The organism is Marinomonas rhodophyticola, from assembly GCF_026113935.1.
Taxonomy (GTDB): domain Bacteria; phylum Pseudomonadota; class Gammaproteobacteria; order Pseudomonadales; family Marinomonadaceae; genus Marinomonas; species Marinomonas rhodophyticola.
Genome location: NZ_JAPEUL010000011.1, coordinates 100,601 through 122,895, shown reverse-complemented (window position 1 = coordinate 122,895; position 22,295 = coordinate 100,601). Strand labels below are relative to the sequence as shown.

The window sequence follows — 22,295 nt, the reverse complement described above, 5'->3', positions numbered from 1 at the left end:
CCCTTACGGCAAAAGCAACACACTTTTGGCGACGGCTTGCGTGCGAGGTACAAAGGTATCTAACAAACAAAGCTCGCCTTCAGTATGCATTTTTGCGCCCACTGTGCCCGTTCCACATAAGGTCGGAACACCCATCGACGACGTGAAACCAGCATCCGAGCAGCCACCTGTAAATTCCCCTTCAACGGAAAAGCCTAATGACTCAGCTTGTGTTTGATAATGGGCTAATAGCCCATCGCTCATGCTGGATTCAAACGGATGAAACGCCGATATTAAGCGTACCGAAGCGGTTACACCTTGCAGCCTAGGCATATCAACAATGGCCTGAATCGCGTCCATCGCATCGACCATTTGCTCTTTCGTGATGTAGCGTAAATCCAATTTAGCTTTGGCCTCTGCGGCAACCGTATTAGAAGACATACCACCATTGATTAAACCGACATTGGTTGTCACTCCCGTTTCATAATCGGTCAGTGCATGCAGCTCAGTAATGATTAAAGCCAAGCCGCCAATAGCACTGACACCATCGGCATGATTGACACCAGAGTGAGCGGCTTTGCCTTTGACGATAATTTCAAAGCTCGCACCGCCTTTTCGAGCCGATACCACATTGCCACTGATGCGACCGGAGTTCGGCATTGAAAACCGCTTTTGCCCCCTTCACCATGTGTTGAATAACATGACGACCTTCTGGCGAGCCTATTTCTTCATCACCAGTGAACAAGCCAACAACCGGATGAGGTAATTCATCGATATCAGAGTTATTCAATAAATACTGCAAACCTCTTAACACAAAACAATTCAATACTAAACCGGATTTCATATCTGCTACGCCTGGCCCAAACGCCGTCATACCATCACGAGTAAAGCCACGTGTTGCAACGGTGCCTTTTGGGAAAACCGTATCCCTGTGTCCCATCAGAAAGATGGCTGGCTGAGAATCTTTTTTATCAAATCCAGAACCAATACGTGCTTCCAACACATCGCCAGAGCTTGCCGATTTATGCCAGCGACATTCGATACCATCGGCTTCTAACCAAGACGCCATTAGCCGTCCTGCCGCATCGACCCCCTCTTTGTCATAGCTGTTCGAGTCGGTATCGACTAATTCCTGTAGACACTGAATCATCTCGTCTTCTTGAGTGGCGAGCCAGTCACAGAGTAAATCCGCATAAGGTGCGAGTGCGCTGTTGCTTAGCTTTTTTGCTGTCGTGATTGTCATTTCGTTCTCCTTAACGTTTTGCCTGGATCGAGGCACCTTGTTCAGATAAATCCCAAAAAAGCCCCGTCATAATCTGTAAAGCTTCACGACACACTGGCGCTAATACGTGTTCATTTGGCGCATGTTGACTGCACGCAGGGTAAGAATGTGGCACCCAAACGGTGGGCAAATTGAGAATATTGGCAAACACATCGTTGGGCAGCGAGCCCCCCAAGTTAGGCAGTAGCACAGTTTTTTTACCGGTTGTCTGCGCGAGTGAAGCCAAGGCCCAATCCACCCAAGGGTCTTCAGGATCAAGGCGTGTCGCCTCCATAGTATGGCCGCTATCAGTGACTTCAACATCACTAAAGCCATGTAGATCCAAATGATCTCGGATATGTTTTAAAAATTTTGACTGTCGCTTTCGACCACAAAACGCAGCTGACAATGGGCGCTGGCGTAGCCTGGAATTGCATTCACAGGCATATCCGGATTGCCCGTTTTGCAGGCCAGCATCTCTAAAGTGTTCCACGCAAAAACTCGCTCGGCTGGGGTTAAATCGGACTTCACCCCAATTAGGATCAATGGCTGGACTGTTTGCTCCTTCTCCCACAGGAATGTCTTTAAGTGCTTGGCGAACCGATTCTGGCAAGCGCGCAGGCAACAAACCTTTGACAAGAATCTTACCTTTAGCATCCACCATAGACGCCCAAGCATGGGCCAAGCGCGTGCCGGCGTTGCTCAATAAACCACCCCAATTACCAGAATGATGGGCGCCATCGCGCAACAACACTTTCATATCGAAATTAAAACCACCGCGTGATCCAAGAAAAATGGTTGGATGCTCAGCACTTAGTCTTGGGCCATCGGAGGCAATAAACAAATCCGCTGCCAGTTCCTCTTTATACAGCTCACAAAGCTCTGCTAACCCTGGGGAACCGGCTTCTTCGCCCATTTCTAAAATCACTTTAACGTTAAAGCCTAGCTTGCCATCTTTCGCCTCAATCACCTGCTTTAATGCAGCAAAGTTGATGGTGTGCTGGCCTTTGTTATCCGCCGTTCCACGGCCATACCAACGGTCGCCATCCACCACCACTTTCCAAGGTGACAATCCTGCTTTCCATTGATCGTCATAACCGCGCACCACGTCTCCGTGACCATAGGTCAGCAACGTCAGCTGAGTTGGATCTTCGATTCGTTCGGCAATCAAAAAGGGCCAAGAACCCGGTTGATTTACTTCCGTCACAGGATTAGCAACAAGGCGTGATTGAAAGCCCAAAGAAGCAAGCTCGGGCATAATAATGTCTTGCAAATAAGCATGTAACTGGTCAAAAGCGTGGTGATTTTGGCTTTCACTGTGAACGCTAACGCGCTGCTCTAATGCCGTAAAAAAAGCGCCAGAATCAAAATAAAACTCCGCACCTTGAATGGTCGATTGACGACTCATGTTCTCTCCTTAAAAATAAAAGCTAGGCTAAAAGGCAAAATCAAAGGTATTTAAGATGCTTTATCCCACGCACTTGAATCCAACACTTCAGGCAACCCCAATGCCGGTTCCGGCGTTAAAACAGAAGATAACAAGGCTTGGGTATAAGGATGTTGCGCATTTTGAAAGATCTCTTCCCGTGTACCCTGCTCGACAATTTTGCCGCGATACATAACAGCAACTCGATCCACCAAGTGCTCCACCACGCCAAGGTTATGACTGATAAATAAATACGTCAGTCCTAGCTCTTTTTTCAAATCCATCAATAGGTTAAGAATCTGCGCTTGAACGGACACATCCAGCGCCGACGTTGGCTCATCACACACCAGAATGTTGGGTTTAAGAATCAAAGCACGCGCAATAGCAACCCGCTGACGCTGACCACCAGACAATTGTCCCGGATAATTTTTTAATAACCGCTCAGGCAAGCCGACTAAGTCACTGATGTCTTTCACGGCTTTTTGCTGACTGTTAACGTCCCCCATTTTGTGTAGTTGCAGTGGCAAGCGGATAATTTGCTCGATGGTTTTACGTGGATTCAAAGACGAATAAGGGTCTTGAAAAATCGGCTGCAGCTGACGAGACATATCAAGACGTGAACTTAATCCTCTGACCTTATCATTAATCAAAATATCCCCATCGGTGAGCTTCCAGTAAGCCTAGAATCATTTTCGCCAAGGTGCTTTTGCCACAACCAGATTCGCCAACCAAACCCAAGGTTTCACCGGGACGAATGCGCAACGAAATACCGTCTACGGCTTTTAGCAATGTAGGTTCTTTAAATGCGCCATTTTTAAGATAAAAGTGACGCGACAGATTCGTTAGTTCCAAAGCGTATTCCGCCATTATACCGCCTCCTGAAATGATGCCGTCGCAATAGGACAACGTACTTGATGAGCCTCTGAGACTAGATGGTTCTCTAAACGAGGCGAACGGTAACAACATTCGCCAATCGAGACGCTGCAACGGTTTTCAAACGCACAGCCTTTTAGCTCGCCAATCAAACTCGGTACCACGCCCGGAATTGATTCCAAATGACTACCAGGTAAGGTCTTACCCGGAATCGGAATGCAGTTGAGTAGACCTTTGGTATAAGGGTGTTGAGGATCAGAAAACAGATCTTGCGCAGACGCCGTTTCCACCACTTGTCCGGCATACATCACAGCCACACGATCGGCGATACGCGCCACCACACCAAGGTCATGGGTGATAAAAATAACGGCGGTGCCAAACTCTTGTTGAAGCTCTCGAATCAAACGTAATATTTGTGCTTGAATCGTCACATCTAGTGCCGTGGTTGGTTCATCGGCGATGATCAAATCAGGCTCACACATCAGCGCCATGGCGATCATCACCCGCTGGCGTAAACCGCCCGATAATTGATGTGGATACTGGTCTAAACGCTTTTCGGGGTACGGTACACCAGCACGCTCCAATAAATACACTGCGCGTTTTTTAGCTTCATCTTTGCTCACTTTTTTATGCTTAATAATGCCCTCGCACAACTGATTGCCCAAGGTATAAGAAGGATTCAGCGAGGTCATCGGCTCTTGAAAAATCATCGACATGCGCATACCGCGCACTTGATTGCGTTCTTTTTTCGATAAGGACAATAAATCCATGCCGTCGAACTGCATTGTCTCGGCGGTCACTTCTGCACGCTTCGGCAACAACCCCATCAACGCCATGGAGGTCATGGATTTACCGCACCCAGATTCCCCTACGATGCAGAGCATTTCACCTTTGTTTACGTGCAAATCAATGCCACGTACCGCTCGCAAATCGCCATTTGGCGTTGGCAGACTGACTTGTAAATTTTTTACCTCGAGTATTCGTTTCATGATGTCTCCTTTGGCCTCAATTCCGGCCTTCTGGTGCGTTCATATCACGCAAACCGTCGCCTACTAAGTTAATCGCCAATACCAACACCATCAGCGCAATGCCGGGAATCGCAATGACCCAAGGTTTAAAAAACATATACCCCTTCCCTTCCGAAATCATTAATCCCCAAGACGGCATGGGCGGCTGAACGCCCAAGCCAAGAAAAGACAAGGTTGCTTCCAACAAAATGGCATGAGCCATTTCCAAGGTCATCACGACAATTAATGCACTTAAGATATTAGGCAATAATTCCCGCACTAGAATGTAAGTGGTTGACGCACCTAGCACTTTGGCCGAAGCAATGAACTCAGCATCGCGTAATTGCTGAGTCGTGGAGCGCGCCACCACCGCGAATCGATCCCATAACAGCAAGCCCAATAAGATGATCACCATTTGTAAGGAACCGCCAACTAAAGCTGACATAGCCAACGCCACAAGAACAACCGGCATGGCCAAACGCGTCGTAATGATGTAACTAATCACCGCATCGACTCGGCCACCGAAATAGCCAGCCAAAACACCCAATGTGGTGCCAATCAGCCCAGAAATAAGCGCAGCGGACAAACCAATCGTCAAGGAAATTCGCGCCCCGTAAAGCAAACGACTTAGATAGTCTCGGCCTAATTTGTCGGTGCCAAAAATATGTTCCCAAGAACCTTTTTCGTGCCAAACGGGCGGAATCATACGCTGAGAAATATTTTGTAAATACGGATCATGTGGTGCCAACCAAGGCGCTAATATTGCCAGTACCACAATCAAACCAAGAATAATTGAAGCCCATTAACAAACCACGATGCCCCATAAAACGATTCATCGTGCGCCTCCATTCAGGCACCACTGGCAAAAACGTATTGGCATTAGAAACCGTTGAAACAGTAGAAGTCGCATCAGACATAGTAGGCACCTCAGCGGACACGCAAACGTGGATCAAGCATGGCGTTGATCACATCCGCTAGAAAAGTTAACAGGATATAAAACACCGCAATAATCAACACCACGGCTTGCACCACTGGATAGTCATTACGGGTAATCGCATCCCACGCGAGTTGACCTAAGCCTTTTAACGAAAACACTGATTCAATTACTACCGAACCACCGAGCATAAAACCTAGCTCGACCGCCGCTAAGGCAACAACAGGGATAACCGCATTGCGCAGTGCATGTTTGAAAATCACCGAAGACTCATTTAAGCCTTTAGAGCGAGCCGTGCGAATGTAATCAGAATTCAACACTTCCAGCATGCCTGTGCGTGTTAAACGCATCATGGCAGGCATGGCATAGTATCCCAGTGCAATCGCAGGCAATACAAAATGCTGCCAAGACTCATTGCCCCCAGCAGGCAACCATTGCAAGGTCACCGCAAAGACCACAATAAGAGTAAGACCAAACCAAAAACTCGGCATGGCTTGACCAATAACCGCGATGGTTAACGCCAAACGATCAATCCAAGTATCTTGTTTAATCGCGGCAATAACCCCCAAAGGAATCGCCACAACAGTCGCCAATCCTAATGCCAGAGCACCTAAAGTGAGCGTCACAGGTAAACGTTCACTAATCAGTGACATCACGGTATCTTGAAAATAATAAGAGCGTCCAAAATCCAATTGCACCGCTGACCATAGCCAATCAAAGTATTGATACACCATAGGTTTATCCAAACCAAAATCGATTCTGATTTGCTCCACCTGCTCAGCAGTAGACTCAGGACCCGCTATTGAAATAGCCAAATCGCCTGATAAATGCAGCAACATAAAGCTCACAACCGAAACGGTGATCGCCACACTGAATGCCACCAGCAACCGACGAAATATAAATACCAGCATAAAAAACTCCACAACCGTCTTTGAATCTTTGTTGCTAAAGAAGCCAGCGACGCTTACCGCACTTGTGCAATAAGCGTCTTACGCATTACTTCCAGCTTGACTCTACAAAGCGCGGTAATTCATCAGGATAAGGGGTGAAGTTCAGTTCTTTACTGAAGGCATAATTACTAGAATAAGAAAACATGGGATTCCAATAAGCGGCTTCAGTGATTTTCTTAATCGCTTCACTGTAATTTTTCTTACGAATTTCTGGGTCCACATTGGTGTCCGCTGCATCGACTAAAGCCATTACCTCTGTGTCACGATTCATATCATCTGCGCCACCATTAAAGTACACACTGGTCATAGCAGACGCATCATTTACCGAATAAGAACCCCATGTTTGAAATGCTAAAGGCACATTCCCTGAACGCTGCTCTTTACGCAAAGCTGCGTAGGTCAACATGTGCATCTTAGACGTAATACCGACAGCGCGAAGATTACCTAACACCGCTTCGGCCAAATCCATATCTCGATAGGCATAAAAATCGGTTTCAAAACCATTTGGATAACCCGCTTCGGCAAGCAAAGCTTTAGCTTTAGCAGGGTCATAATTGTATTTTTTAGCGGCAGATACATCGCAACCAAACTGGGAAGGGAAGCACGGAGTGTAAATAGCACGGCTTCCACCACGCACCAGCTCATTCGCAAGAGCATCACGATTAATCGCATAGTTCACAGCTTCTCGAACCAATTTATTCCTAAAGGGTGAATCCTTCTGGGCTTCACTACTGGTGTCCATTGCCAAATAACCCACTCGCATAGTTTCAGAACTCACCACTTGCAAATTAGGCATCATCTTCATTTCATCGGCTTGATCAGACGGCACTCGCCACGTCCAATCCACTGCACCTGTCATCAACTGGGCAAGACGCGCATCTGGATCGGGAATCACTCTAAATTGAATTTTACTGATGGCTGGTTTGCTAATTGGACCGCCTTCAAAATAGCCTTCATAACGCTCTAAATTCGCACCCTCACCACTCAGAACCTCGGTGATTTTATAAGGACCGGTTCCTATTGGTGCTTTGGCATAACCCTCAATACCAACGGATTTAAAATATTTTTCAGGGTAAATCGGCGTCGGGCCAGACAAGTATTCTAATGCCGCAGGGAAAGGTTGTTTCAACACTAAACGCACGGTGTAATCATCGACTTTTTCTGCACGCTCAATCCAGTCGACATTTTGGCGTGTGACAATTTTTGACTCAGGCGATGTCACATAATTAAATGTAAAAGCCACATCATCGGCGCTAAATGCATCACCATTTTGGAAGGTCACACCTTCGCGTAACGTGAACAACAAATGTGTGGCATCTTCCCATTTCCAACTGGTCGCTAATAAAGGTTTGTATTCACCAGTCTTGGTATCACGATAAATTAACGTATCCCAAGCCAAATGAGACAAAATAATCCCTTCCCGCACATTGTTGTGATAAGGACTGACGTTTTCTGGCTCAAGTCCCACGGCATATACCAAAGTATCATTCGCTTTATTGGCTAATACGGGAGCTGAGATACCAACTAAAGAACCAGCAACAAGAGTAGCGACCAACGTTCTACGTAGAGCAAAGTGGTTAAAACTGAATTTTTTCATCGTTTCGTTCCTTTTGACCTTTTTAATTTGATATTCACGCAATGCAACTTTCATTCACACTATGCAAAAACAACCATTGCCACAATTAAAAAAAATGCAAAGAAACGTTGCCAAAAAAGCATGCCTATGGCGAAATGACAGACATCATAAAATCTGATAAAAACCATTAATAGTTGATAAAATTCAGGAAAAATGCCATGAAAGCCGCATTACGCTTACAAGACACTGCGCTACGTTATTTTTTAGAGGTTGCAAGGTATGGCTCTATTAGTGAAGCATCTTTGCACCTAAATGTGGCAGCCAGCGCGATAAGTAGGCAGATAAATAGCCTAGAGGATATTCTCGGTACAACACTCTTCGAACGCCGCCCTCGCGGGATGGAATTGAGTGCAGCAGGGGAAATGTTAGCCGTGTATGCACGTAAGAACGCACTAGAATCGGACAGAGTTGTGTCAGAAATTGCCGCTTTAGAGGGCCTAAACCGAGGTCATGTAAACATCTCTTGCTCGGAAGGTTTTGCGATGGAATTCTTACCACGCAACATCGCAAATTTTCGCAAACAACACGAAGGCATTCATTTTCATATTTATGTCAGTTCACCTGCAGAGGTATCACGACGCGTCAGCCACGGTGATGCAGACATAGGCATAACATTAAATTTATCTCCCGCCAAAGACATTCAAGTTGCATATCGACAACCCTCCCCCGTCGTTGCGGTAGTGCATCCCAACCATCCATTGGCAAACAAAAAAACCGTTACTTTAGCGCAACTACAGCCCTATCCGATTGCCCTACCAGAAGAAAACACTACCGTAAGACAGCTGTTCGATATCTGTTGCAGTCGCTTAAACCTGTTATTCGATCCGGTTCTGGTCTCTAACAACATGGCGACCTTGAATCGCTTTACGACTTATGAAGGCGGCGTGCATCTTGCGGGAGAAATCTCTATGCGCCATCAACTCGCGTCTAACGAACTGGTTGCTATCCCCATTCGGGATCGAGGCATGGACATCCGCAATATTGAGGTGCAAACCCTCTCTGGCCGCACCTTACCTGCTGCCGTAAGAGTATTTCTAAATTACATGATTGAAAAAATGCAGCATGAAGAGAACATTGAAGATATAAACTTGGCTCTTTCATAAAAGCGCCGCAGCAGCCATTAAAAAAATAGGGTAAAAAGAGCCAAAGCATTACTTTTGGCTCTTTCAGCAAGACAAATGTGCTTTAAGACAATAAGACTTTAAGACAGCAAGGCTTGGCCTTTTTGATAGTAGGCTTTTCTTTCTTCTTCCGGCACCATGTCACCGCCCGTCGCCCAGATGATATGCGTCGCTTGCGACATTTTATCTTCAATTTGATGTGCGGTTAGGTAATCGCCACTCTCAGCTAACACTCGCAGTACGCCACTTACGCCAGCTGCGCCAGACGGCTCCACAGGAATGCCTTCTGCATCCACCAGCATGGCCAAATGGCGAGACATATTATCGTCAGAAACCGTATAAACACCACTGAGCAGCGAATCCATCCATAGGACCAACAAAGGCTGAAGGTCGGCCAACCGCTAAGCCATCGGCACAGGTTTGATTATCAATACCTAACTCTTGGACTGAGATACCATTATGCAAGCCTGTTTCCATACCTAACACCATGCAAGGCGAATGGGTTGGCTCAGCAAAGAAACAATGCACATGATCACCAAATACTTGTTTTAAGCCAAAAGTAATACCGCCAGGTGCGCCACCAACACCGCAAGGCAAGTAGACAAACAAGGGATGATCTTTATCGACAACAATGCCCTGCTCGACTAGCTGTTTTTGTAGACGTAACGCCGCTACGCTGTAGCCTAAAAACAGCGAAGTGGAATCTTCGTCATCGATAAAATACGCCGTGTCTTTTTGCATGGCTTCCTGTCGCCCTTGCTCTACAGCAACGCCATAATCAGCTGTATGTTCAACGACATTAACGCCCTTACTTCTCAGCAAGGCTTTTTTCCATTCACGAGCATCCGACGACATATGAACCGTGACATCAAAGCCCAGTTTGGCGCTCATAATGCCGATACTCAGGCCTAGATTTCCAGTTGAGCCAACGACGATCTGATGCTTGGAAAACAGCGCTCGAAAAGGCTCAGAATCAAATATTCGATAGTCGTCACTGTTTTTCAATAAGCCATTACCTAACGCCAAACGCTCGGCATGCAACAAGACTTCATAAATACCACCGCGCGCTTTAATGGAACCCGCAATCGGCAATTGATTATCACACTTCATCAACAAGCGACCAGAAATGTCGAGATTCACCGAGTCTGATAAGGCATGCTGCATAGCAGGAATGGCTTTCAATTCAGATTCAATGATTCCATTAGTAGCTGACGTTTCGGGAAACACTTGAGCAAGGTAAGGCGCAAAACGCGTGAGTCGATCCGAGGCATCGAGCATATCTGACATTTGTAGGGACAGATCAGATTGCACCTGATCAAAGCGCACTTTTCTCGGATTGAACCAAGTGATTTCCTGCAACGCAATAAGCGACTGCACAACGGAATTAGAAATATAATCAGTCACTCAAATACTCCATAAAAGACCTCGATAGATTAGAAGCCCATAAAACCTTCGGCATGTTTCAACGCGGGTAAACGAGACAACAAAGCAATATCGACTCTTGGGCGTGCTAAATCTGGCGTTTTATCTAATAAGGCTTCTAACGCTTTGGCAAACGCCAAGGTAGATAAATCATCACCGCGTCGGCCAATAATTTGCAAGCCAAACGGCATGTTGTTTTTGTCTCGTCCCACTGGCAAGGTTACAGACGGGTGACCTGTTAAAGTCGATGCATACGCCATAGAAAGCCAGTGATAATAACTTTGTGTCGGCTTACCATCAATCTGCTCTGGGTAAAGTTCATGCCAATCTCGCGGACTAATGGTAGTGGTGGGCGCTAGAATAAAATCATACTCGTCAAAAAATACCTGCCAGGCACGATACATCACCGTTTGTTTGTTTAGCGCACTTACCACGTCTAATGCGCTGTATGACTCGCCCTCTTTAATATTCATCAGAATATTTGGCCCCATTTGCTCTGGGTATTGGTGGGACAAATCGCGATGATGACCGGAAAAATTAAGCGCTCTTAATACCGCAAAAATATGATCGGCGTTGTCGCAATTAGGATGGGCGTTGTCACATTGGGCGAATACAGAACCAAATTTGTCGATTTTTTCTTGGAAGGATTCTTTGATCAAATTTTCCGTCATGGCAAAACCAAAGTCGTTGGTAAACGCCACTTTCGCACTACTCAAATCAAAGTCTGGCAAATGACGATAAGCATCGGCGTTGTGTTGCCCAACGCCTTCCACCACAGACACCCAAGGATCTCGGCGATCTGGACGAATCATCTGCGATAACATCAAACCAACGTCTTCGACAGAACGCGCCATCGGACCATTGGTTGAAATAGGAATTAAACCAATTGGCCGACTGTGTCCAGGCACCACACCTGGAGAAGGACGAAAGCCCACCACGCCACAAAAAGCCGCTGGATTTCGCAAACTTCCACCCGTATCTGATCCCGTTGCTAATGGTGTCATACCACAAGCCAACGCCACCGCCGAGCCACCAGACGATCCGGCCGCTGAACGCGTCACATCAAACGGATTCGCCGTTGCGCCATACACCGCATTGCGTGTATTGCCGCCTGCACTCCATTCCGGATTATTGGCTTTCCCCAGCGGCAAAGCGCCTGCTTGACGTAGCTGCGCGACCATTGGGTCATCGGATGTGGCCATATTGTCTTTGTAAATAGTACTGCCAAACGTCGTCGGGAATCCCTTCAGGTCGACCATGTCTTTCACGCTCAATGGCAAACCATGCAATACGCCCAACGGTTCCCCCTTATCAATAGCTTGTTGAGCCAGCTTTGCTTGGGCCATAAGATCGTCTGGATCACAGGCAACGATCGCGTTGACAGCATGATTCACGGCATTCATTCGTGTAATACAGCTTTGTGCTAACTCCATAACAGACAACGACTTTTGCGCCATCAAGCGGCGCGCTTCAGCGGCATTTAGATCACAGGCTTCCATCCATACCTTCTTAGTGAGTTCTTCACATCTTCATTAAAATAAAAAGATGTTAAGCCGCAAAAAAGCATCGAAAAAGCGGAATAATTCGAAAGACGCCATGCATTTTAAGCAAGGCAAAATCAAGAGCGAACCTTAGGATCAAAAAAGCAGCCTATCTTGTCAAAAAATATAGCGATATTTTTATAGTGAATAGCCATCCATTGCTTAATTTCAAGCGCTTTCTTAAGAATCCTTAAGAAAACTTTTTTCTGAAGAAATCAACACTTCTTTAAAAAATCAAAAAACGACCATAACCCAATGAAAATAAAAGCTTTTCCTTAATAAAGGATTGGCGAAATTAATTTATTAATATTAATAAATTAATGATTAGACATAAGGTTTCCTTAATTCTATGTCTCTAATCTGAAGCTATATAAATTAAGGGGTATCCCATTATGCAGCCTTCAGATTCAGTACATACCAACATCCAGCGGAACAAAGTCGCAACACCGACCATGCCCTATGAATTTGTTGCCGCGAGCGTTGATGGTGGTGCTCGACGAGATTTAGAAAACTTCGTAAAAGACGGTTTTGCGAAAAAGTATCAAGCCGATATCAATACGTTTATGCCGATTCTACTTGGCATAAAGGCACAAGGGTTAAGAGCAGTAATGGGCGTTCGTCGCGGCACTCAACCATTGTTTGTCGAACAGTATCTGCCTATGTCGATCACCGATAGCCTGCAAAAACACGGCGTTTGGACAGAACGTTCGAATGTGGCGGAGCTGGGGAATCTGTATAGCCAAAACCAACGTTTTACCTTGCCATTGTTAATGACGGTGGTCATGGGATTGTATCTTTCTGAGGTGAACTATTTGGTCTTTGCTGGCACAGATAAGGTACGTCAGCTACTTAATAAGCTGAAATTACCACTGACTTTTTTAGCCGATGCAAACCCTAACTTGCTAAAAAGTGACGGCACTCAATGGGGCAGCTATTACGACAATCACCCTAAGGTCATGTTTCTGGATGTAAAAAAAGCCGTCGCACTAGCGCTGCAACAACCTGAACTTGAAGCCTTAATGGATCTTGTACAAGCCAACTTTCAACATTTATTGCTACAGCTAAGGAACGCATAATGTGGTATTTCTCTTCTCCAGAATGGGCCAATAATGTCGCCCTAATACAACAAGATAAAAAGCTCACTTATCAAGCATTAGCCAATGCCGTAACTGCTCGTAAAAACTGGCTGATAGAGCAACAAGTGTCTCGGGTTGCCATCGCCATGGACAACACCATTGAGTGGGTTTTATTTGATCTGGCTTGCCAAGACGCAGAGCTTTGCTGCGTGCCAGTGCCGAGCTTTTTTAGCCCTCAACAAACGGCTCACTTGCTAAATGAAAGCGGCATCGAATTGATGCTGACACAAGACAACAACAGCCCAGCTAACCATGACGCAACAGACAGCCCGTTTGAAGGGGTTTATGTCTCTCGTTTAACCGTACAAAACAAGCCACAAATTCCAACTGGCACTCATAAAATCACCTTTACATCGGGCACCACAGGCAATCCGAAAGGCGTCTGTTTGAGCAATGAATCGCAGCTCAATGTCGCCCATTCCCTTGCCAAGGCGGTCGCCCTGCAAGACGTTCGTCATTTGTGTCTATTGCCTTTGGCGACCTTGTTAGAAAACATCGCGGGGATTTATTCGCCTCTTTTGGTTGGCGGCACCATTATTTTGGCAAACCAAGAAGAACGCGGCTTTAGCGGCAGCCGTTTGACTCAGCCACAACAATTACTAGCATTGATCAGCCAACAACAGCCTACCAGTTTAATTTTGGTACCAGAGTTACTGTCACTGTTTCTTGGTGCCTGCCTGCAGGGATGGAAGCCGCCGACCTCGTTACAATTTATCGCGGTTGGTGGTGGTAAAGTCGCGGCGGGGTTGGTGCAAAAAGCGCACGCCCTTGGTTTGCCAGTTTATCAAGGTTACGGTTTGTCTGAATGCGCCTCTGTGGTGTCATTAAATACGCCAGCACAACAAGATCAAGCCTCCGCAGGTGCCGTGTTGCCTCACAATCAACTACACATTGAGCAAGGCGAATTGGTGATCACTGGCAACCTATTCCTTGGTTACCTCAATCAACCAGAAAGCTTCTACCCAAAAGAAGTCCGCACTGGTGATTTGGTCAGCCTAACCAATGGCTTTTTGAACATTGATGGGCGCCAAAAGAACATCATCATTAACTCGTTTGGTCGCAACGTGTCACCAGAATGGGTAGAAGCCGAACTTATGGCGACAGGGTATTTCCGCGAAGTATTAGTGTTTGGTGAAGCAAGGCCTTATTGCGGCGCCTTACTCAGCCCTGCAGCAAACATCACCGAAGAACAAATTCAACACGTGATTTCCATGGTGAATCAACACTTGCCAGACTACGCCCGGATTGGCACTTGGCTTCCACTCGAGCAGCCATTAATGACGATTCCTGGCATGGTCACCGCGACAGGAAAACCAATTCGTCACAAAATTTTGGTGCATTTTGCCGACCAGATTGAACCTTTATACCAAAACACTTTTTCACAATTGAACACCGCACTTGGAGAATCCCTATGACACTTTACCAACGCCTACAACAGGAAACCCTAGCCGAAAGACAATACTTGGTGACCTCACCGATTATTCAGCGCTGTTTCCATGGCCAAATCACTTTAGAAAACTACGTCGACTTTTTGACTCAAGCCTATCATCACGTCAAACACACCGTGCCATTATTGATGGCAGTGGGCAGTCGTTTACCCGAAGAAAAAGAATGGCTACGGGAAGCCGTTGGCGAATACATAGAAGAAGAAATGGGCCATCAAGAATGGATCCTAAACGACATCGCAGCCTGCGGCGCCGATAAAGAAGCCGTCCGTAAAAGCCAACCCGCATCTGCAACAGAATTGATGGTGGCGTATGCTTACGACACGATCAATCGTATCAATCCATTGCGTTTTTTCGGCATGGTTTTTGTACTTGAGGGCACCAGCATTGCCTTAGCGGATAACGCCGCAGAGCAAATTAAAAACAAACTCGATTTACCTGCGAATGCCTTTAGCTATTTGCGTTCACATGGCTCATTGGATCAAGAACACATTGTCTTCTTTGAAAATCTGATGAATAAAATCACTGATAAAAACGAGCAAGATCAGATCATTCACAGCGCAAAAATGTTTTTCAAACTGTACGCCAATATTTTCCGTGAGCTAGACAATGCGGCGGCTCAAGCCGACGCGGCATAGGAGAAACATCATGCAATGGCAACAACAAACCTGTTTATTAACTGGCGCGACGGGGGGCATAGGTCAAGCCATCGCGAAAGCCTTAGCCAACAAAGGGGTAAGTTTGATTCTGCAAGGTCGAAGTGAATCGCGCTTACAACAACTTAGCAACTCCTTGACTGGCGAACATCAGATACTCGTGGCGGACATCACCACAACCCAAGGCCGTGAAAAGATCTGCAGTATGGCTGAATTGAACACCATCAGCATGCTGATTAATAACGCAGGTGTTGGGCAATTTTCCTTGTTAGAAGACACTGAAGAAGCCGTCATTGTAGACACCTTAGAAGCCAACTTATTGGCACCGATATTACTCAGCAAGGCATTGCTGCCTGTGTTGCAAAAAACCAATCAGCGACAAGCTACACCATCGTACTTGGTCAACATTGGCTCAGCATTTGGCAGCATTGGTTTCGCCGGACAATCTATCTACTGCGCCAGCAAATTTGGTCTACGCGGTTTTACTGAAGCCTTGCACCGTGAATTAGCAGATACCAATGTTCATGTTCATTACTTTGCGCCACGGGCCACGGCCACCAGCATTAATAGCGATCAGGCCATGGCGATGAACCAAGCCTTGGGCAATAGCATCGATTCACCAGAAAGCGTTGCTAATTCACTCATTCAGCAACTTGAAACAGGTCACGCCAGACAATTTGTCGGTTTTCCTGAAAAACTCTTTGTCAAAATCAACGGTGCTTTCCCACACATTGTGGACAAGGCGCTGTTCAAAAAACTTCCCATTATTAAACGCTTTCTACGTCGTGAAAAAGACGTCGAGCAAACCGCACAAGAGGTATTATCATGAAATCATTTATCACAGCTAGCCTACTCACCCTCGGCTTAGTTTCCTCTACTTGGGCCGCTGGCACCTCTAGTTTGTTAGAGATTCAACAGCGTTGGGCACAAATCAATTACCAAATAGAAGGCGACGACGCCAAAGAAGCGGCCTTTAACGACCTTGCGCTCAAGGCGCAAGAATTAGTTAATGCAGAACCTAACAATCCAGACGATCTGATTTGGCTTGGTATTATTCAATCCAGCACCGCAGGCGCAAAAGGCGGATTAGGGGCGTTATCATTAGCAGAAGCGGCAAAACAATCATTCGAAGCTGCCATAACCATGAATCCCAAGGCATTATCGGGTTCTGCCATGACCAGCTTAGGCGTGCTGTACCATAAAGTACCCGGTTGGCCGATTGGGTTTGGTGATGACAAAAAAGCCAAAGAACTCTTAGTGCAATCCTATAAACTGAACCCAACAGGCATCGACAGCAACTATTTTCTTGCGGAATTTTTATACGACGATGGTGATTATCAGGGCGCCAAACAGCATCTCGACATCGCCAAAAAAGCCGCCCCAAGACCAGACCGCCCAATTGCCGATATGGGCCGCCACAAAGAAATAGAGGCTTTAATGGTAAAAGTAAATAAAGAGCTGTAATACACATATTCCCCCTACAATAAAGCGCAGCATAAGACCACAGCCAATGCGACCTATCTGACTGGAACATTGGCTGTTTTCTTTGGCTGATTTATATCGTTAAAGCAGCATAAGGCGGTGTCATTTCCCGATGTTGGAACGACAAGATCAGCGGATTCTTAATCACACCTTCGTCGATGTTTATCGCGCGGCGAATGGTTTCATTGTGCTGCCAATGTTCGCGGCCTTCTAAAACATTTTCGAGATAAACAATCAAGGCAGCAGAAATAGAACGTGTAGCGCTTTCCCACAAGTAACTTGGGGTATGATCAACCGCGTAATAATCGATCGTGTTGTACTGAAACATTGGTGCTTGGAAGCTAGTTGGCTTGGCAAAGAAAAAGCCCATGCCTTCGTCACAGCTGACATCGATAATCAAGCAATTTGACTTCAATGACGCCGCTTCGGATTCAATAACAAAGTTAGTTGGATGATCGGTTTCTTGGAAAGTCCCGTTGACGATAATGTCTGTTTCACGGATTAACTCCGTTAAAGGACGAATCGTGCCATCGTGTTCAACCACCACCATGCGGGCTTCGCCTTTTTGACCTTCGCGTACTTTTACATAATGACAGTCGAGCACTTCTTCCCGCACTTCATGATCTGGCCGCTGAATACAAATCGTTATATCCCGAAATCCATGGGCTTTAAGCGCATAAATAGCCCCACGACTGACGGCCCCAAAACTAAAGATAATCACCTTGCGTTGATTACCATAATGCCCATCGATGCCTTTTAATTGCAAAGCATGAATGACCGCACAGTAACCCGCCATTTCGTTATTTTTGTAAAAGGTATGGCGACCGACTTGCCCCTTTGGAGACCAAACAAACATATCCTCAAAAGCAATCAAGGTAAGCTTGCGATCCAGCGCAGCTTGAGTAATCTCACGTTGTTGAACACAGTGAACGTATCCCCATAAAATCCCGCCTTCACGCAATTCTTCTAAATCGGCCAAGACAGGTTTAGCAATAATTACCGCACCAATATCAGCTAATATCTCGTGCCGGGTGGCAATACCGCCTGTTTGTGCAGCGATCTCGTCGTCAGAAATATTAAACGCAGCGCCATAACCTTCTTCAAAAATTAAGCGATGACGAAGGTATTCAGGGATGCGCACTAAGTGTTCTGGATGAATGGGATAACGACGCTCATCTGTTTTTCTAGAGGTACCGATCACACCGAAAGTTAATTGACTCATACTGTTTCCTTAAAAAATAAAACCTGTGCGAGTTCATAAACGTACGATCAAAACGCTGACAAACTGATGTTAAACAAGATTGCTATGGTGATATTGTCTGTTGATGGATAAAAGATATGAAGTGAGCTGAAACACGGCTTAGCGGTGAACGCTAGTCGATCATGACGGGCATGAATCGTTGCAAAGACAAACCACTATAGCACTAAAATCGAAGGAAAACGGTTTTATCCTGACAAGAACTGACAAGCGGCACAGATAGCGTTATTCTACGATCCATCATCTAGGAAACTCAGCTCATGTCAGAACCCTTTAAGAACCTCTTCAATAGCAAAGTGATCCACAACATGGCAGACCACTTTTGGCGCCATTGGAAAGACTTTAACAAACAAGGTTTTATTGATGCCGCATCGCATCAGCTTGACGAACTAGAACTGAAAGCCCGCTCACAGCAAATCACCAGCGCCATGGAAGCGTATCTGCCTAAGGATTTTGACCACGCTGGACAAATATTACTCGCTAGCCTCGCGCCAGAGTCACCGCATGAAGGAGAAAATGAGCAAGACGGCATTTCGGGATGGGCCGTCATGCCAATGGGCGATTATGTGGGCATCCATGGCCTAGCACATCATGACCTTTCGATGACCCTACTCAATGCCATGACACGTCGCTTTACCTCTGAATTTAGCATTCGGTTTTTCTTACTGGCCTCCCAAGACAAAACCCTCGATACCCTCAAAAGCTGGCTCAAAGACGACAACAAACATGTGCGTCGTTTGATCTCTGAAGGCACTCGACCACGCTTGCCTTGGGCCATGCAATTGCCGCAATTTATACAAAATCCGGCGCCTGTTATTGCGTTACTTGAAGCCCTCAAGGACGACCCAGAAGACTACGTGCGTCGCTCGGTGGCCAACAATCTTAATGACATTGCCAAAGACCATCCTGACCTTGTGGCAGACATCGCCAAAACATGGATGCAAGGCGCTAACACAAATCGGCAAAAATTAATTCGTCATGCTTGTCGCACCTTATTAAAACAAGGTCACCCTAAGGTGCTCGAAGTGTTTGGTTATGAAAAACCAGAGCTAGGCAAGATTGAATTGGAAATACAACAAGAACACATTGCGCTAAACGAGAATCTTGAGTTTTCACTCAAAATACAATCCGTCAGCGACCAAGATCAAACCTTGATGATCGACTACATGATTCATCACCAAAAGAAAAATGGCACCACATCACCCAAGGTATTTAAATGGAAAAAAATCACGTTACCCGCAAGAAAAACGCTTTCGATGAGCAAAAAGCATCCCTTTAAAATCATCACCACGCGAGTCTATTATAAAGGAGAGCACGCAATAGACGTGCTTGTTAATGGCCAACCGATGGCCAGAAAGCACTTCTTTTTATCGACGGATTAACCCACCATCACACAATTACGTCCCGCACCCTTGGCTTCGTAGAGCAACACATCAGCACGCTTTACTATTTTTTGTTGATCGTCGCAATCTTGGTAATCGGTCACACCAACACTAATGGTAAAATGCGGAATGTGGTCTATTTTCAAAGTGGCGACGCTCTTGCGCAATTGTTCCGCCAGCGTCGCCGCATCGGCCAAACGAGTGTCTTTTAACAAGATAGCAAACTCTTCGCCCCCCACGCGGCACAATACATCGGTTTCTCTAAGCCGTTTTCGTAAGGTAGTCACCAGCAACTTAAGCACGCGATCTCCGACATCATGACCATGGTTGTCGTTGATTTTCTTAAAGTGATCAACATCCAGTAAAATCAAACTAAAATGATGACCTCGGTTCGCCAGTGCCAATTCGACTTTAATCTGCTCATCCCATTTGTGGCGATTAAAAGCACCGGTCAGTTTGTCTCGTGTCGCCAGCTCAATAAGTTGTGTTTCTACTTCATCACGATTATGCATTTCTTTCGAAAACTGTTTAACAAGCGCTTTTAAGTCCGTTTCTAGCTCATCCAGCTCATCTAACCCTGCCTGTCTAGTCGGGAGATGACTGCGATCCACAACAATGGAACGATGCAGAGACTCAATCTGTCCACGTAATGACCAGATACGCTTACGAAAAGTGATAATGATGTAAAAGGTTAAATAAGTACCAATGGCAAACGCGGACAAACCTAAAATGGCATTCATAGTCACAAAATGCCGTTCTTGATTTTCAACCGTTGCTGAGACGCTTATGGTTAACTGGTCTATTTTTTTAAGCAACTCATCGGCTTGTGCATCCAATTCCGCATCTTGTTTTTCTAACTCAGTCCAAACACTCGAAAGGGATGGTTTCTCCTGCGCAAAAAAGATGTCAACAAGGCGGTCAAAGTTCATTCGATGCTCATGTAACACGCTAATTTGCTGCATGAGCGCCTGATGATCCATTAATTTAATTCTGACACTACCAAAGCCAAGCCCTGTGCGAAGTATCTCCGTCGCCTTATCCAATTGTGTGGCTAACTGGGCACTAAATTCATCAAATCCTCTTATGCTATTGGCGTGTATAGAGGCATCGGCAAAAAACGCATCGCCTTGCTGGCGAATACTTTCCATTAATAAATGCTGTTTAAGTTGCAACATTTCAATGTCAGAAATCACTTCAGACAAGGGCACATCAATTTCAGCGACTTCGTGCATTTCTTGATAGATGCGCTGGGATTGATAAGCAGAGTAAACAATCACCACAAATAAAAAGGACAAGAGTACAAATGACAAACCGCTAATTTTTCGTGTCATAGAAACGTTTAACCAATGAAACATATAAAACTGAATACCTATCGTTAAACTAAGAATGCGAAAAGTTAACCAGCCACCACTCGATTACGTCCGGCCCCTTTGGCTTGATAAAGCAGGGTATCCGCGCGTTTTACGATATCGCTCTGGTCATCAAAATCCTGATACTCAGTAACGCCAAGACTAATGGTAAAAATAGGGATATTCTTTTCATCCAGTATCGAAATTTTTTTCGCAGCTGCTCGGCCAAAAAGTGGGCATCATCAAGATGAGTGTCTCTCAATAATACCGCAAACTCCTCACCGCCAATTCTGAACAACATATCCGTTTCACGCAGACGCTTTCGCAAAATTTTGACCAATAATTTCAGTACATTATCACCGACATCATGCCCATGGCTGTCGTTGATTGTCTTAAAATGATCAACATCTAACAAAATCAAACTGAAATGATGGCCTCGATTAGCCAGTGCCAATTCGGCCTTAATCTGTTCATCCCATTTATGACGATTAAACGCACCAGTCAGCTTATCTCGTGTTGCCAGCTCAATAAGCTGTGTTTCTACTTCATCACGGTTGTTTTTTTCCAAAGAAAAGCGCGCCATAAGTATCTTCAGATCTTTTTCAAGTTCGTCTAATTCATCCGTGCCATGATAACGAAATGATTGGTCGAGAGTGTCGGGAGACATAGAACGATGCAATGATTCAATTTGACCACGCAATGACCCCACTTTACGACGAAAAGACAAAATTGTGTACAGCGTCAAATAACCACCAATGGCGAAGGCAGACATCCCCAGCATAGCATTCACAATCATAAAATCGCGCTCTTGCTTTTCTACCGTCGCGGCAACCTTCATGGTGAGCTGCTCAATATTCACAAGCAGCTTCTCAGCCTCTGCATCCAATAAATCATCCTGCTTTTCCAGTTCATTCCAAGACACAGCATAATGTGCTTCTCCTATGCCTACAAAATCAGCAAACAAAGCTTCAAAGCCTATTCTATGACTATGCAGCGCCTTTATTTGCTGGATTAAGGCTTGATGATCGGCCACATTGATGCGAATGCTACCCAATGTCATACCGGAATGAAGAATACCAATGCTCTTCTCAAGCAAAGAAGACAGGCTTTGGCTAAAGGTATCAACCCCTTTGATACCTTCTTGCCGCAACCTATCGTTCGAAAAAAAGCCTCGCCCTGTAAGCGAATCTTCTCCATTAATAAATGCTGCTTCAATTGTAGTATTTCAATATCTGCAATCACCTCAGACAATGGAATATCTATTTCTGCAACTTCTTGCATTTCTCCGTAGATTTTTTGCGTCTGATAGTTTGAATAGATAATAACCACAAATAAAAATGACAGAAGAACGAAAGAAAGACTGCTGATTTTTCGTGTCGTAGAAACCGTTAACCAATGAAACATAAAAAATTCTTATTCGCTAAGATCAAAATAAAA

23 protein-coding genes and 1 pseudogene are annotated in these 22,295 nt (G+C 45.5%); 7 read left to right on the top strand and 17 right to left on the bottom strand.

Annotated elements, in window-relative coordinates:
• Positions 1–3: 3 nt before the first annotated feature.
• The 10 genes from ONZ52_RS20140 to ONZ52_RS20095 all read right to left on the bottom strand — a co-directional run bounded on the left by ONZ52_RS20140 (position 4) and on the right by ONZ52_RS20095 (position 8,027).
• Entirely contained in the window at positions 4–639 is a 636-nt protein-coding gene (locus ONZ52_RS20140; protein ID WP_265220443.1) for a M20/M25/M40 family metallo-hydrolase, read from the bottom strand.
• The gene (locus ONZ52_RS20135; protein ID WP_265220442.1) at positions 575–1,222 is read right to left on the bottom strand and encodes a M20/M25/M40 family metallo-hydrolase; all 648 of its coding nucleotides are present in this window, start codon (positions 1,220–1,222) and stop codon (positions 575–577) included. Before ONZ52_RS20135 ends, ONZ52_RS20140 begins: the two co-directional genes overlap by 65 nt.
• Positions 1,223–1,232: 10 nt before the next feature.
• A complete protein-coding gene (locus ONZ52_RS20130; RefSeq protein ID WP_265220441.1) occupies positions 1,233–2,648 on the bottom strand; it encodes a M20 family metallopeptidase in 1,416 nt (471 codons plus the stop codon).
• Positions 2,649–2,698: 50 nt separating this feature from the next.
• The gene (locus ONZ52_RS20125; RefSeq protein WP_265220440.1) at positions 2,699–3,316 is read right to left on the bottom strand and encodes an ATP-binding cassette domain-containing protein; all 618 of its coding nucleotides are present in this window, start codon (positions 3,314–3,316) and stop codon (positions 2,699–2,701) included.
• Positions 3,309–3,533 (bottom strand): ATP-binding cassette domain-containing protein, encoded by a 225-nt coding sequence (locus tag ONZ52_RS24905; RefSeq protein ID WP_321160388.1) that lies wholly within the window; start codon positions 3,531–3,533, stop codon positions 3,309–3,311. The genes ONZ52_RS20125 and ONZ52_RS24905 overlap by 8 nt, the downstream gene beginning before the upstream one ends.
• Entirely contained in the window at positions 3,533–4,528 is a 996-nt protein-coding gene (locus ONZ52_RS20115) for an ABC transporter ATP-binding protein (protein WP_321160387.1), read from the bottom strand. Before ONZ52_RS20115 ends, ONZ52_RS24905 begins: the two co-directional genes overlap by 1 nt.
• A gap of 16 nt (positions 4,529–4,544) precedes the next feature.
• Positions 4,545–5,321 (bottom strand): ABC transporter permease, encoded by a 777-nt coding sequence (locus ONZ52_RS20110; protein ID WP_265220439.1) that lies wholly within the window; start codon positions 5,319–5,321, stop codon positions 4,545–4,547.
• Positions 5,281–5,463: a hypothetical protein gene (locus ONZ52_RS20105; protein WP_265220438.1), complete on the bottom strand. Its 183-nt coding sequence runs from the start codon at positions 5,461–5,463 to the stop codon at positions 5,281–5,283. Before ONZ52_RS20105 ends, ONZ52_RS20110 begins: the two co-directional genes overlap by 41 nt.
• Before the next feature lie 10 nt (positions 5,464–5,473).
• Positions 5,474–6,391: an ABC transporter permease gene (locus ONZ52_RS20100; protein WP_265220437.1), complete on the bottom strand. Its 918-nt coding sequence runs from the start codon at positions 6,389–6,391 to the stop codon at positions 5,474–5,476.
• 85 nt (positions 6,392–6,476) lie between these two features.
• Positions 6,477–8,027, bottom strand: a complete 1,551-nt coding sequence (locus ONZ52_RS20095) for an ABC transporter substrate-binding protein (protein ID WP_265220435.1) — start codon at positions 8,025–8,027, stop codon at positions 6,477–6,479.
• 197 nt (positions 8,028–8,224) lie between these two features.
• On the opposite strand from ONZ52_RS20095, the gene ONZ52_RS20090 reads away from it, so the two are divergent.
• Complete coding sequence (locus tag ONZ52_RS20090; protein ID WP_265220434.1) at positions 8,225–9,169, top strand: LysR family transcriptional regulator; 945 nt, start codon at positions 8,225–8,227, stop codon at positions 9,167–9,169.
• A gap of 98 nt (positions 9,170–9,267) precedes the next feature.
• On the opposite strand, the gene ONZ52_RS24900 is transcribed toward ONZ52_RS20090, so the two are convergent.
• The 3 genes from ONZ52_RS24900 to ONZ52_RS20080 are packed head-to-tail and all read right to left on the bottom strand — an operon-like array spanning position 9,268 to position 12,108.
• Positions 9,268–9,552 (bottom strand): hypothetical protein, encoded by a 285-nt coding sequence (locus tag ONZ52_RS24900; protein ID WP_321160386.1) that lies wholly within the window; start codon positions 9,550–9,552, stop codon positions 9,268–9,270.
• Positions 9,515–10,591: a D-serine ammonia-lyase gene (dsdA, locus tag ONZ52_RS20085; RefSeq protein ID WP_321160385.1), complete on the bottom strand. Its 1,077-nt coding sequence runs from the start codon at positions 10,589–10,591 to the stop codon at positions 9,515–9,517. Before dsdA ends, ONZ52_RS24900 begins: the two co-directional genes overlap by 38 nt.
• Before the next feature lie 29 nt (positions 10,592–10,620).
• Positions 10,621–12,108 carry an amidase gene (locus tag ONZ52_RS20080; protein WP_265220433.1) on the bottom strand — a complete coding sequence of 496 codons (1,488 nt, stop codon included), beginning with the start codon at positions 12,106–12,108 and terminating at the stop codon, positions 10,621–10,623.
• 434 nt (positions 12,109–12,542) lie between these two features.
• Between ONZ52_RS20080 and ONZ52_RS20075 the strand changes: the two genes are divergently transcribed.
• Genes ONZ52_RS20075 through ONZ52_RS20055 form a run of 5 tightly spaced genes read left to right on the top strand, consistent with a single transcriptional unit; the run spans position 12,543 to position 16,851 of the window.
• The gene (locus tag ONZ52_RS20075) at positions 12,543–13,226 is read left to right on the top strand and encodes a thermostable hemolysin (protein ID WP_265220432.1); all 684 of its coding nucleotides are present in this window, start codon (positions 12,543–12,545) and stop codon (positions 13,224–13,226) included.
• Positions 13,226–14,701 carry an AMP-binding protein gene (locus ONZ52_RS20070; RefSeq protein ID WP_265220431.1) on the top strand — a complete coding sequence of 492 codons (1,476 nt, stop codon included), beginning with the start codon at positions 13,226–13,228 and terminating at the stop codon, positions 14,699–14,701. The genes ONZ52_RS20075 and ONZ52_RS20070 overlap by 1 nt, the downstream gene beginning before the upstream one ends.
• Positions 14,698–15,369 (top strand): iron-containing redox enzyme family protein, encoded by a 672-nt coding sequence (locus tag ONZ52_RS20065; protein ID WP_265220430.1) that lies wholly within the window; start codon positions 14,698–14,700, stop codon positions 15,367–15,369. The genes ONZ52_RS20070 and ONZ52_RS20065 overlap by 4 nt, the downstream gene beginning before the upstream one ends.
• Positions 15,370–15,379: 10 nt before the next feature.
• Entirely contained in the window at positions 15,380–16,216 is an 837-nt protein-coding gene (locus tag ONZ52_RS20060; protein WP_265220428.1) for an SDR family oxidoreductase, read from the top strand.
• Positions 16,213–16,851: a tetratricopeptide repeat protein gene (locus tag ONZ52_RS20055; protein WP_265220427.1), complete on the top strand. Its 639-nt coding sequence runs from the start codon at positions 16,213–16,215 to the stop codon at positions 16,849–16,851. Before ONZ52_RS20060 ends, ONZ52_RS20055 begins: the two co-directional genes overlap by 4 nt.
• A gap of 91 nt (positions 16,852–16,942) precedes the next feature.
• Here the strand turns inward: ONZ52_RS20055 and ONZ52_RS20050 are convergent, their stop codons facing one another.
• A complete protein-coding gene (locus tag ONZ52_RS20050; RefSeq protein WP_265220426.1) occupies positions 16,943–18,091 on the bottom strand; it encodes a N(5)-(carboxyethyl)ornithine synthase in 1,149 nt (382 codons plus the stop codon).
• 296 nt (positions 18,092–18,387) lie between these two features.
• Between ONZ52_RS20050 and ONZ52_RS20045 the strand changes: the two genes are divergently transcribed.
• Positions 18,388–19,509 (top strand): DNA alkylation repair protein, encoded by a 1,122-nt coding sequence (locus ONZ52_RS20045; RefSeq protein WP_265220425.1) that lies wholly within the window; start codon positions 18,388–18,390, stop codon positions 19,507–19,509.
• On the opposite strand, the gene ONZ52_RS20040 is transcribed toward ONZ52_RS20045, so the two are convergent.
• The 3 genes and pseudogenes from ONZ52_RS20040 to ONZ52_RS20030 all read right to left on the bottom strand — a co-directional run bounded on the left by ONZ52_RS20040 (position 19,506) and on the right by ONZ52_RS20030 (position 22,262).
• Positions 19,506–20,840: a GGDEF domain-containing protein gene (locus ONZ52_RS20040; protein ID WP_265220424.1), complete on the bottom strand. Its 1,335-nt coding sequence runs from the start codon at positions 20,838–20,840 to the stop codon at positions 19,506–19,508. The two genes, ONZ52_RS20045 and ONZ52_RS20040, sit on opposite strands and share 4 nt — an antisense overlap.
• A gap of 65 nt (positions 20,841–20,905) precedes the next feature.
• Positions 20,906–21,441: pseudogene (locus ONZ52_RS20035) on the bottom strand (GGDEF domain-containing protein).
• 473 nt (positions 21,442–21,914) lie between these two features.
• Positions 21,915–22,262, bottom strand: coding sequence for a hypothetical protein (locus ONZ52_RS20030; protein ID WP_265220423.1), 348 nt, complete (start codon positions 22,260–22,262; stop codon positions 21,915–21,917).
• Positions 22,263–22,295 lie beyond the last annotated feature (33 nt).

Bases quoted from the DNA above. Each gene is read 5' to 3' on its own strand.
- ONZ52_RS20130 (WP_265220441.1), bottom strand. From the start codon at position 2,648: ATGAGTCGTCAATCGACCATTCAAGGTGCGGAGTTTTATTTTGATTCT.
- ONZ52_RS20045 (WP_265220425.1), top strand. From the start codon at position 18,388: ATGTCAGAACCCTTTAAGAACCTCTTCAATAGCAAAGTGATCCACAAC.
- ONZ52_RS20065 (WP_265220430.1), top strand. From the start codon at position 14,698: ATGACACTTTACCAACGCCTACAACAGGAAACCCTAGCCGAAAGACAA.
- ONZ52_RS20060 (WP_265220428.1), top strand. From the start codon at position 15,380: ATGCAATGGCAACAACAAACCTGTTTATTAACTGGCGCGACGGGGGGC.
- ONZ52_RS20135 (WP_265220442.1), bottom strand. From the start codon at position 1,222: ATGACAATCACGACAGCAAAAAAGCTAAGCAACAGCGCACTCGCACCT.
- ONZ52_RS20090 (WP_265220434.1), top strand. From the start codon at position 8,225: ATGAAAGCCGCATTACGCTTACAAGACACTGCGCTACGTTATTTTTTA.
- ONZ52_RS20140 (WP_265220443.1), bottom strand. From the start codon at position 639: ATGCCGAACTCCGGTCGCATCAGTGGCAATGTGGTATCGGCTCGAAAA.
- ONZ52_RS20105 (WP_265220438.1), bottom strand. From the start codon at position 5,463: ATGTCTGATGCGACTTCTACTGTTTCAACGGTTTCTAATGCCAATACG.
- ONZ52_RS20075 (WP_265220432.1), top strand. From the start codon at position 12,543: ATGCAGCCTTCAGATTCAGTACATACCAACATCCAGCGGAACAAAGTC.
- ONZ52_RS20055 (WP_265220427.1), top strand. From the start codon at position 16,213: ATGAAATCATTTATCACAGCTAGCCTACTCACCCTCGGCTTAGTTTCC.
- ONZ52_RS20080 (WP_265220433.1), bottom strand. From the start codon at position 12,108: ATGGAAGCCTGTGATCTAAATGCCGCTGAAGCGCGCCGCTTGATGGCG.
- ONZ52_RS20095 (WP_265220435.1), bottom strand. From the start codon at position 8,027: ATGAAAAAATTCAGTTTTAACCACTTTGCTCTACGTAGAACGTTGGTC.
- ONZ52_RS20100 (WP_265220437.1), bottom strand. From the start codon at position 6,391: ATGCTGGTATTTATATTTCGTCGGTTGCTGGTGGCATTCAGTGTGGCG.
- ONZ52_RS20070 (WP_265220431.1), top strand. From the start codon at position 13,226: ATGTGGTATTTCTCTTCTCCAGAATGGGCCAATAATGTCGCCCTAATA.
- ONZ52_RS24905 (WP_321160388.1), bottom strand. From the start codon at position 3,533: ATGGCGGAATACGCTTTGGAACTAACGAATCTGTCGCGTCACTTTTAT.
- ONZ52_RS20115 (WP_321160387.1), bottom strand. From the start codon at position 4,528: ATGAAACGAATACTCGAGGTAAAAAATTTACAAGTCAGTCTGCCAACG.
- ONZ52_RS20030 (WP_265220423.1), bottom strand. From the start codon at position 22,262: ATGTTTCATTGGTTAACGGTTTCTACGACACGAAAAATCAGCAGTCTT.
- ONZ52_RS20040 (WP_265220424.1), bottom strand. From the start codon at position 20,840: ATGACACGAAAAATTAGCGGTTTGTCATTTGTACTCTTGTCCTTTTTA.
- ONZ52_RS24900 (WP_321160386.1), bottom strand. From the start codon at position 9,552: ATGGATTCGCTGCTCAGTGGTGTTTATACGGTTTCTGACGATAATATG.
- ONZ52_RS20050 (WP_265220426.1), bottom strand. From the start codon at position 18,091: ATGAGTCAATTAACTTTCGGTGTGATCGGTACCTCTAGAAAAACAGAT.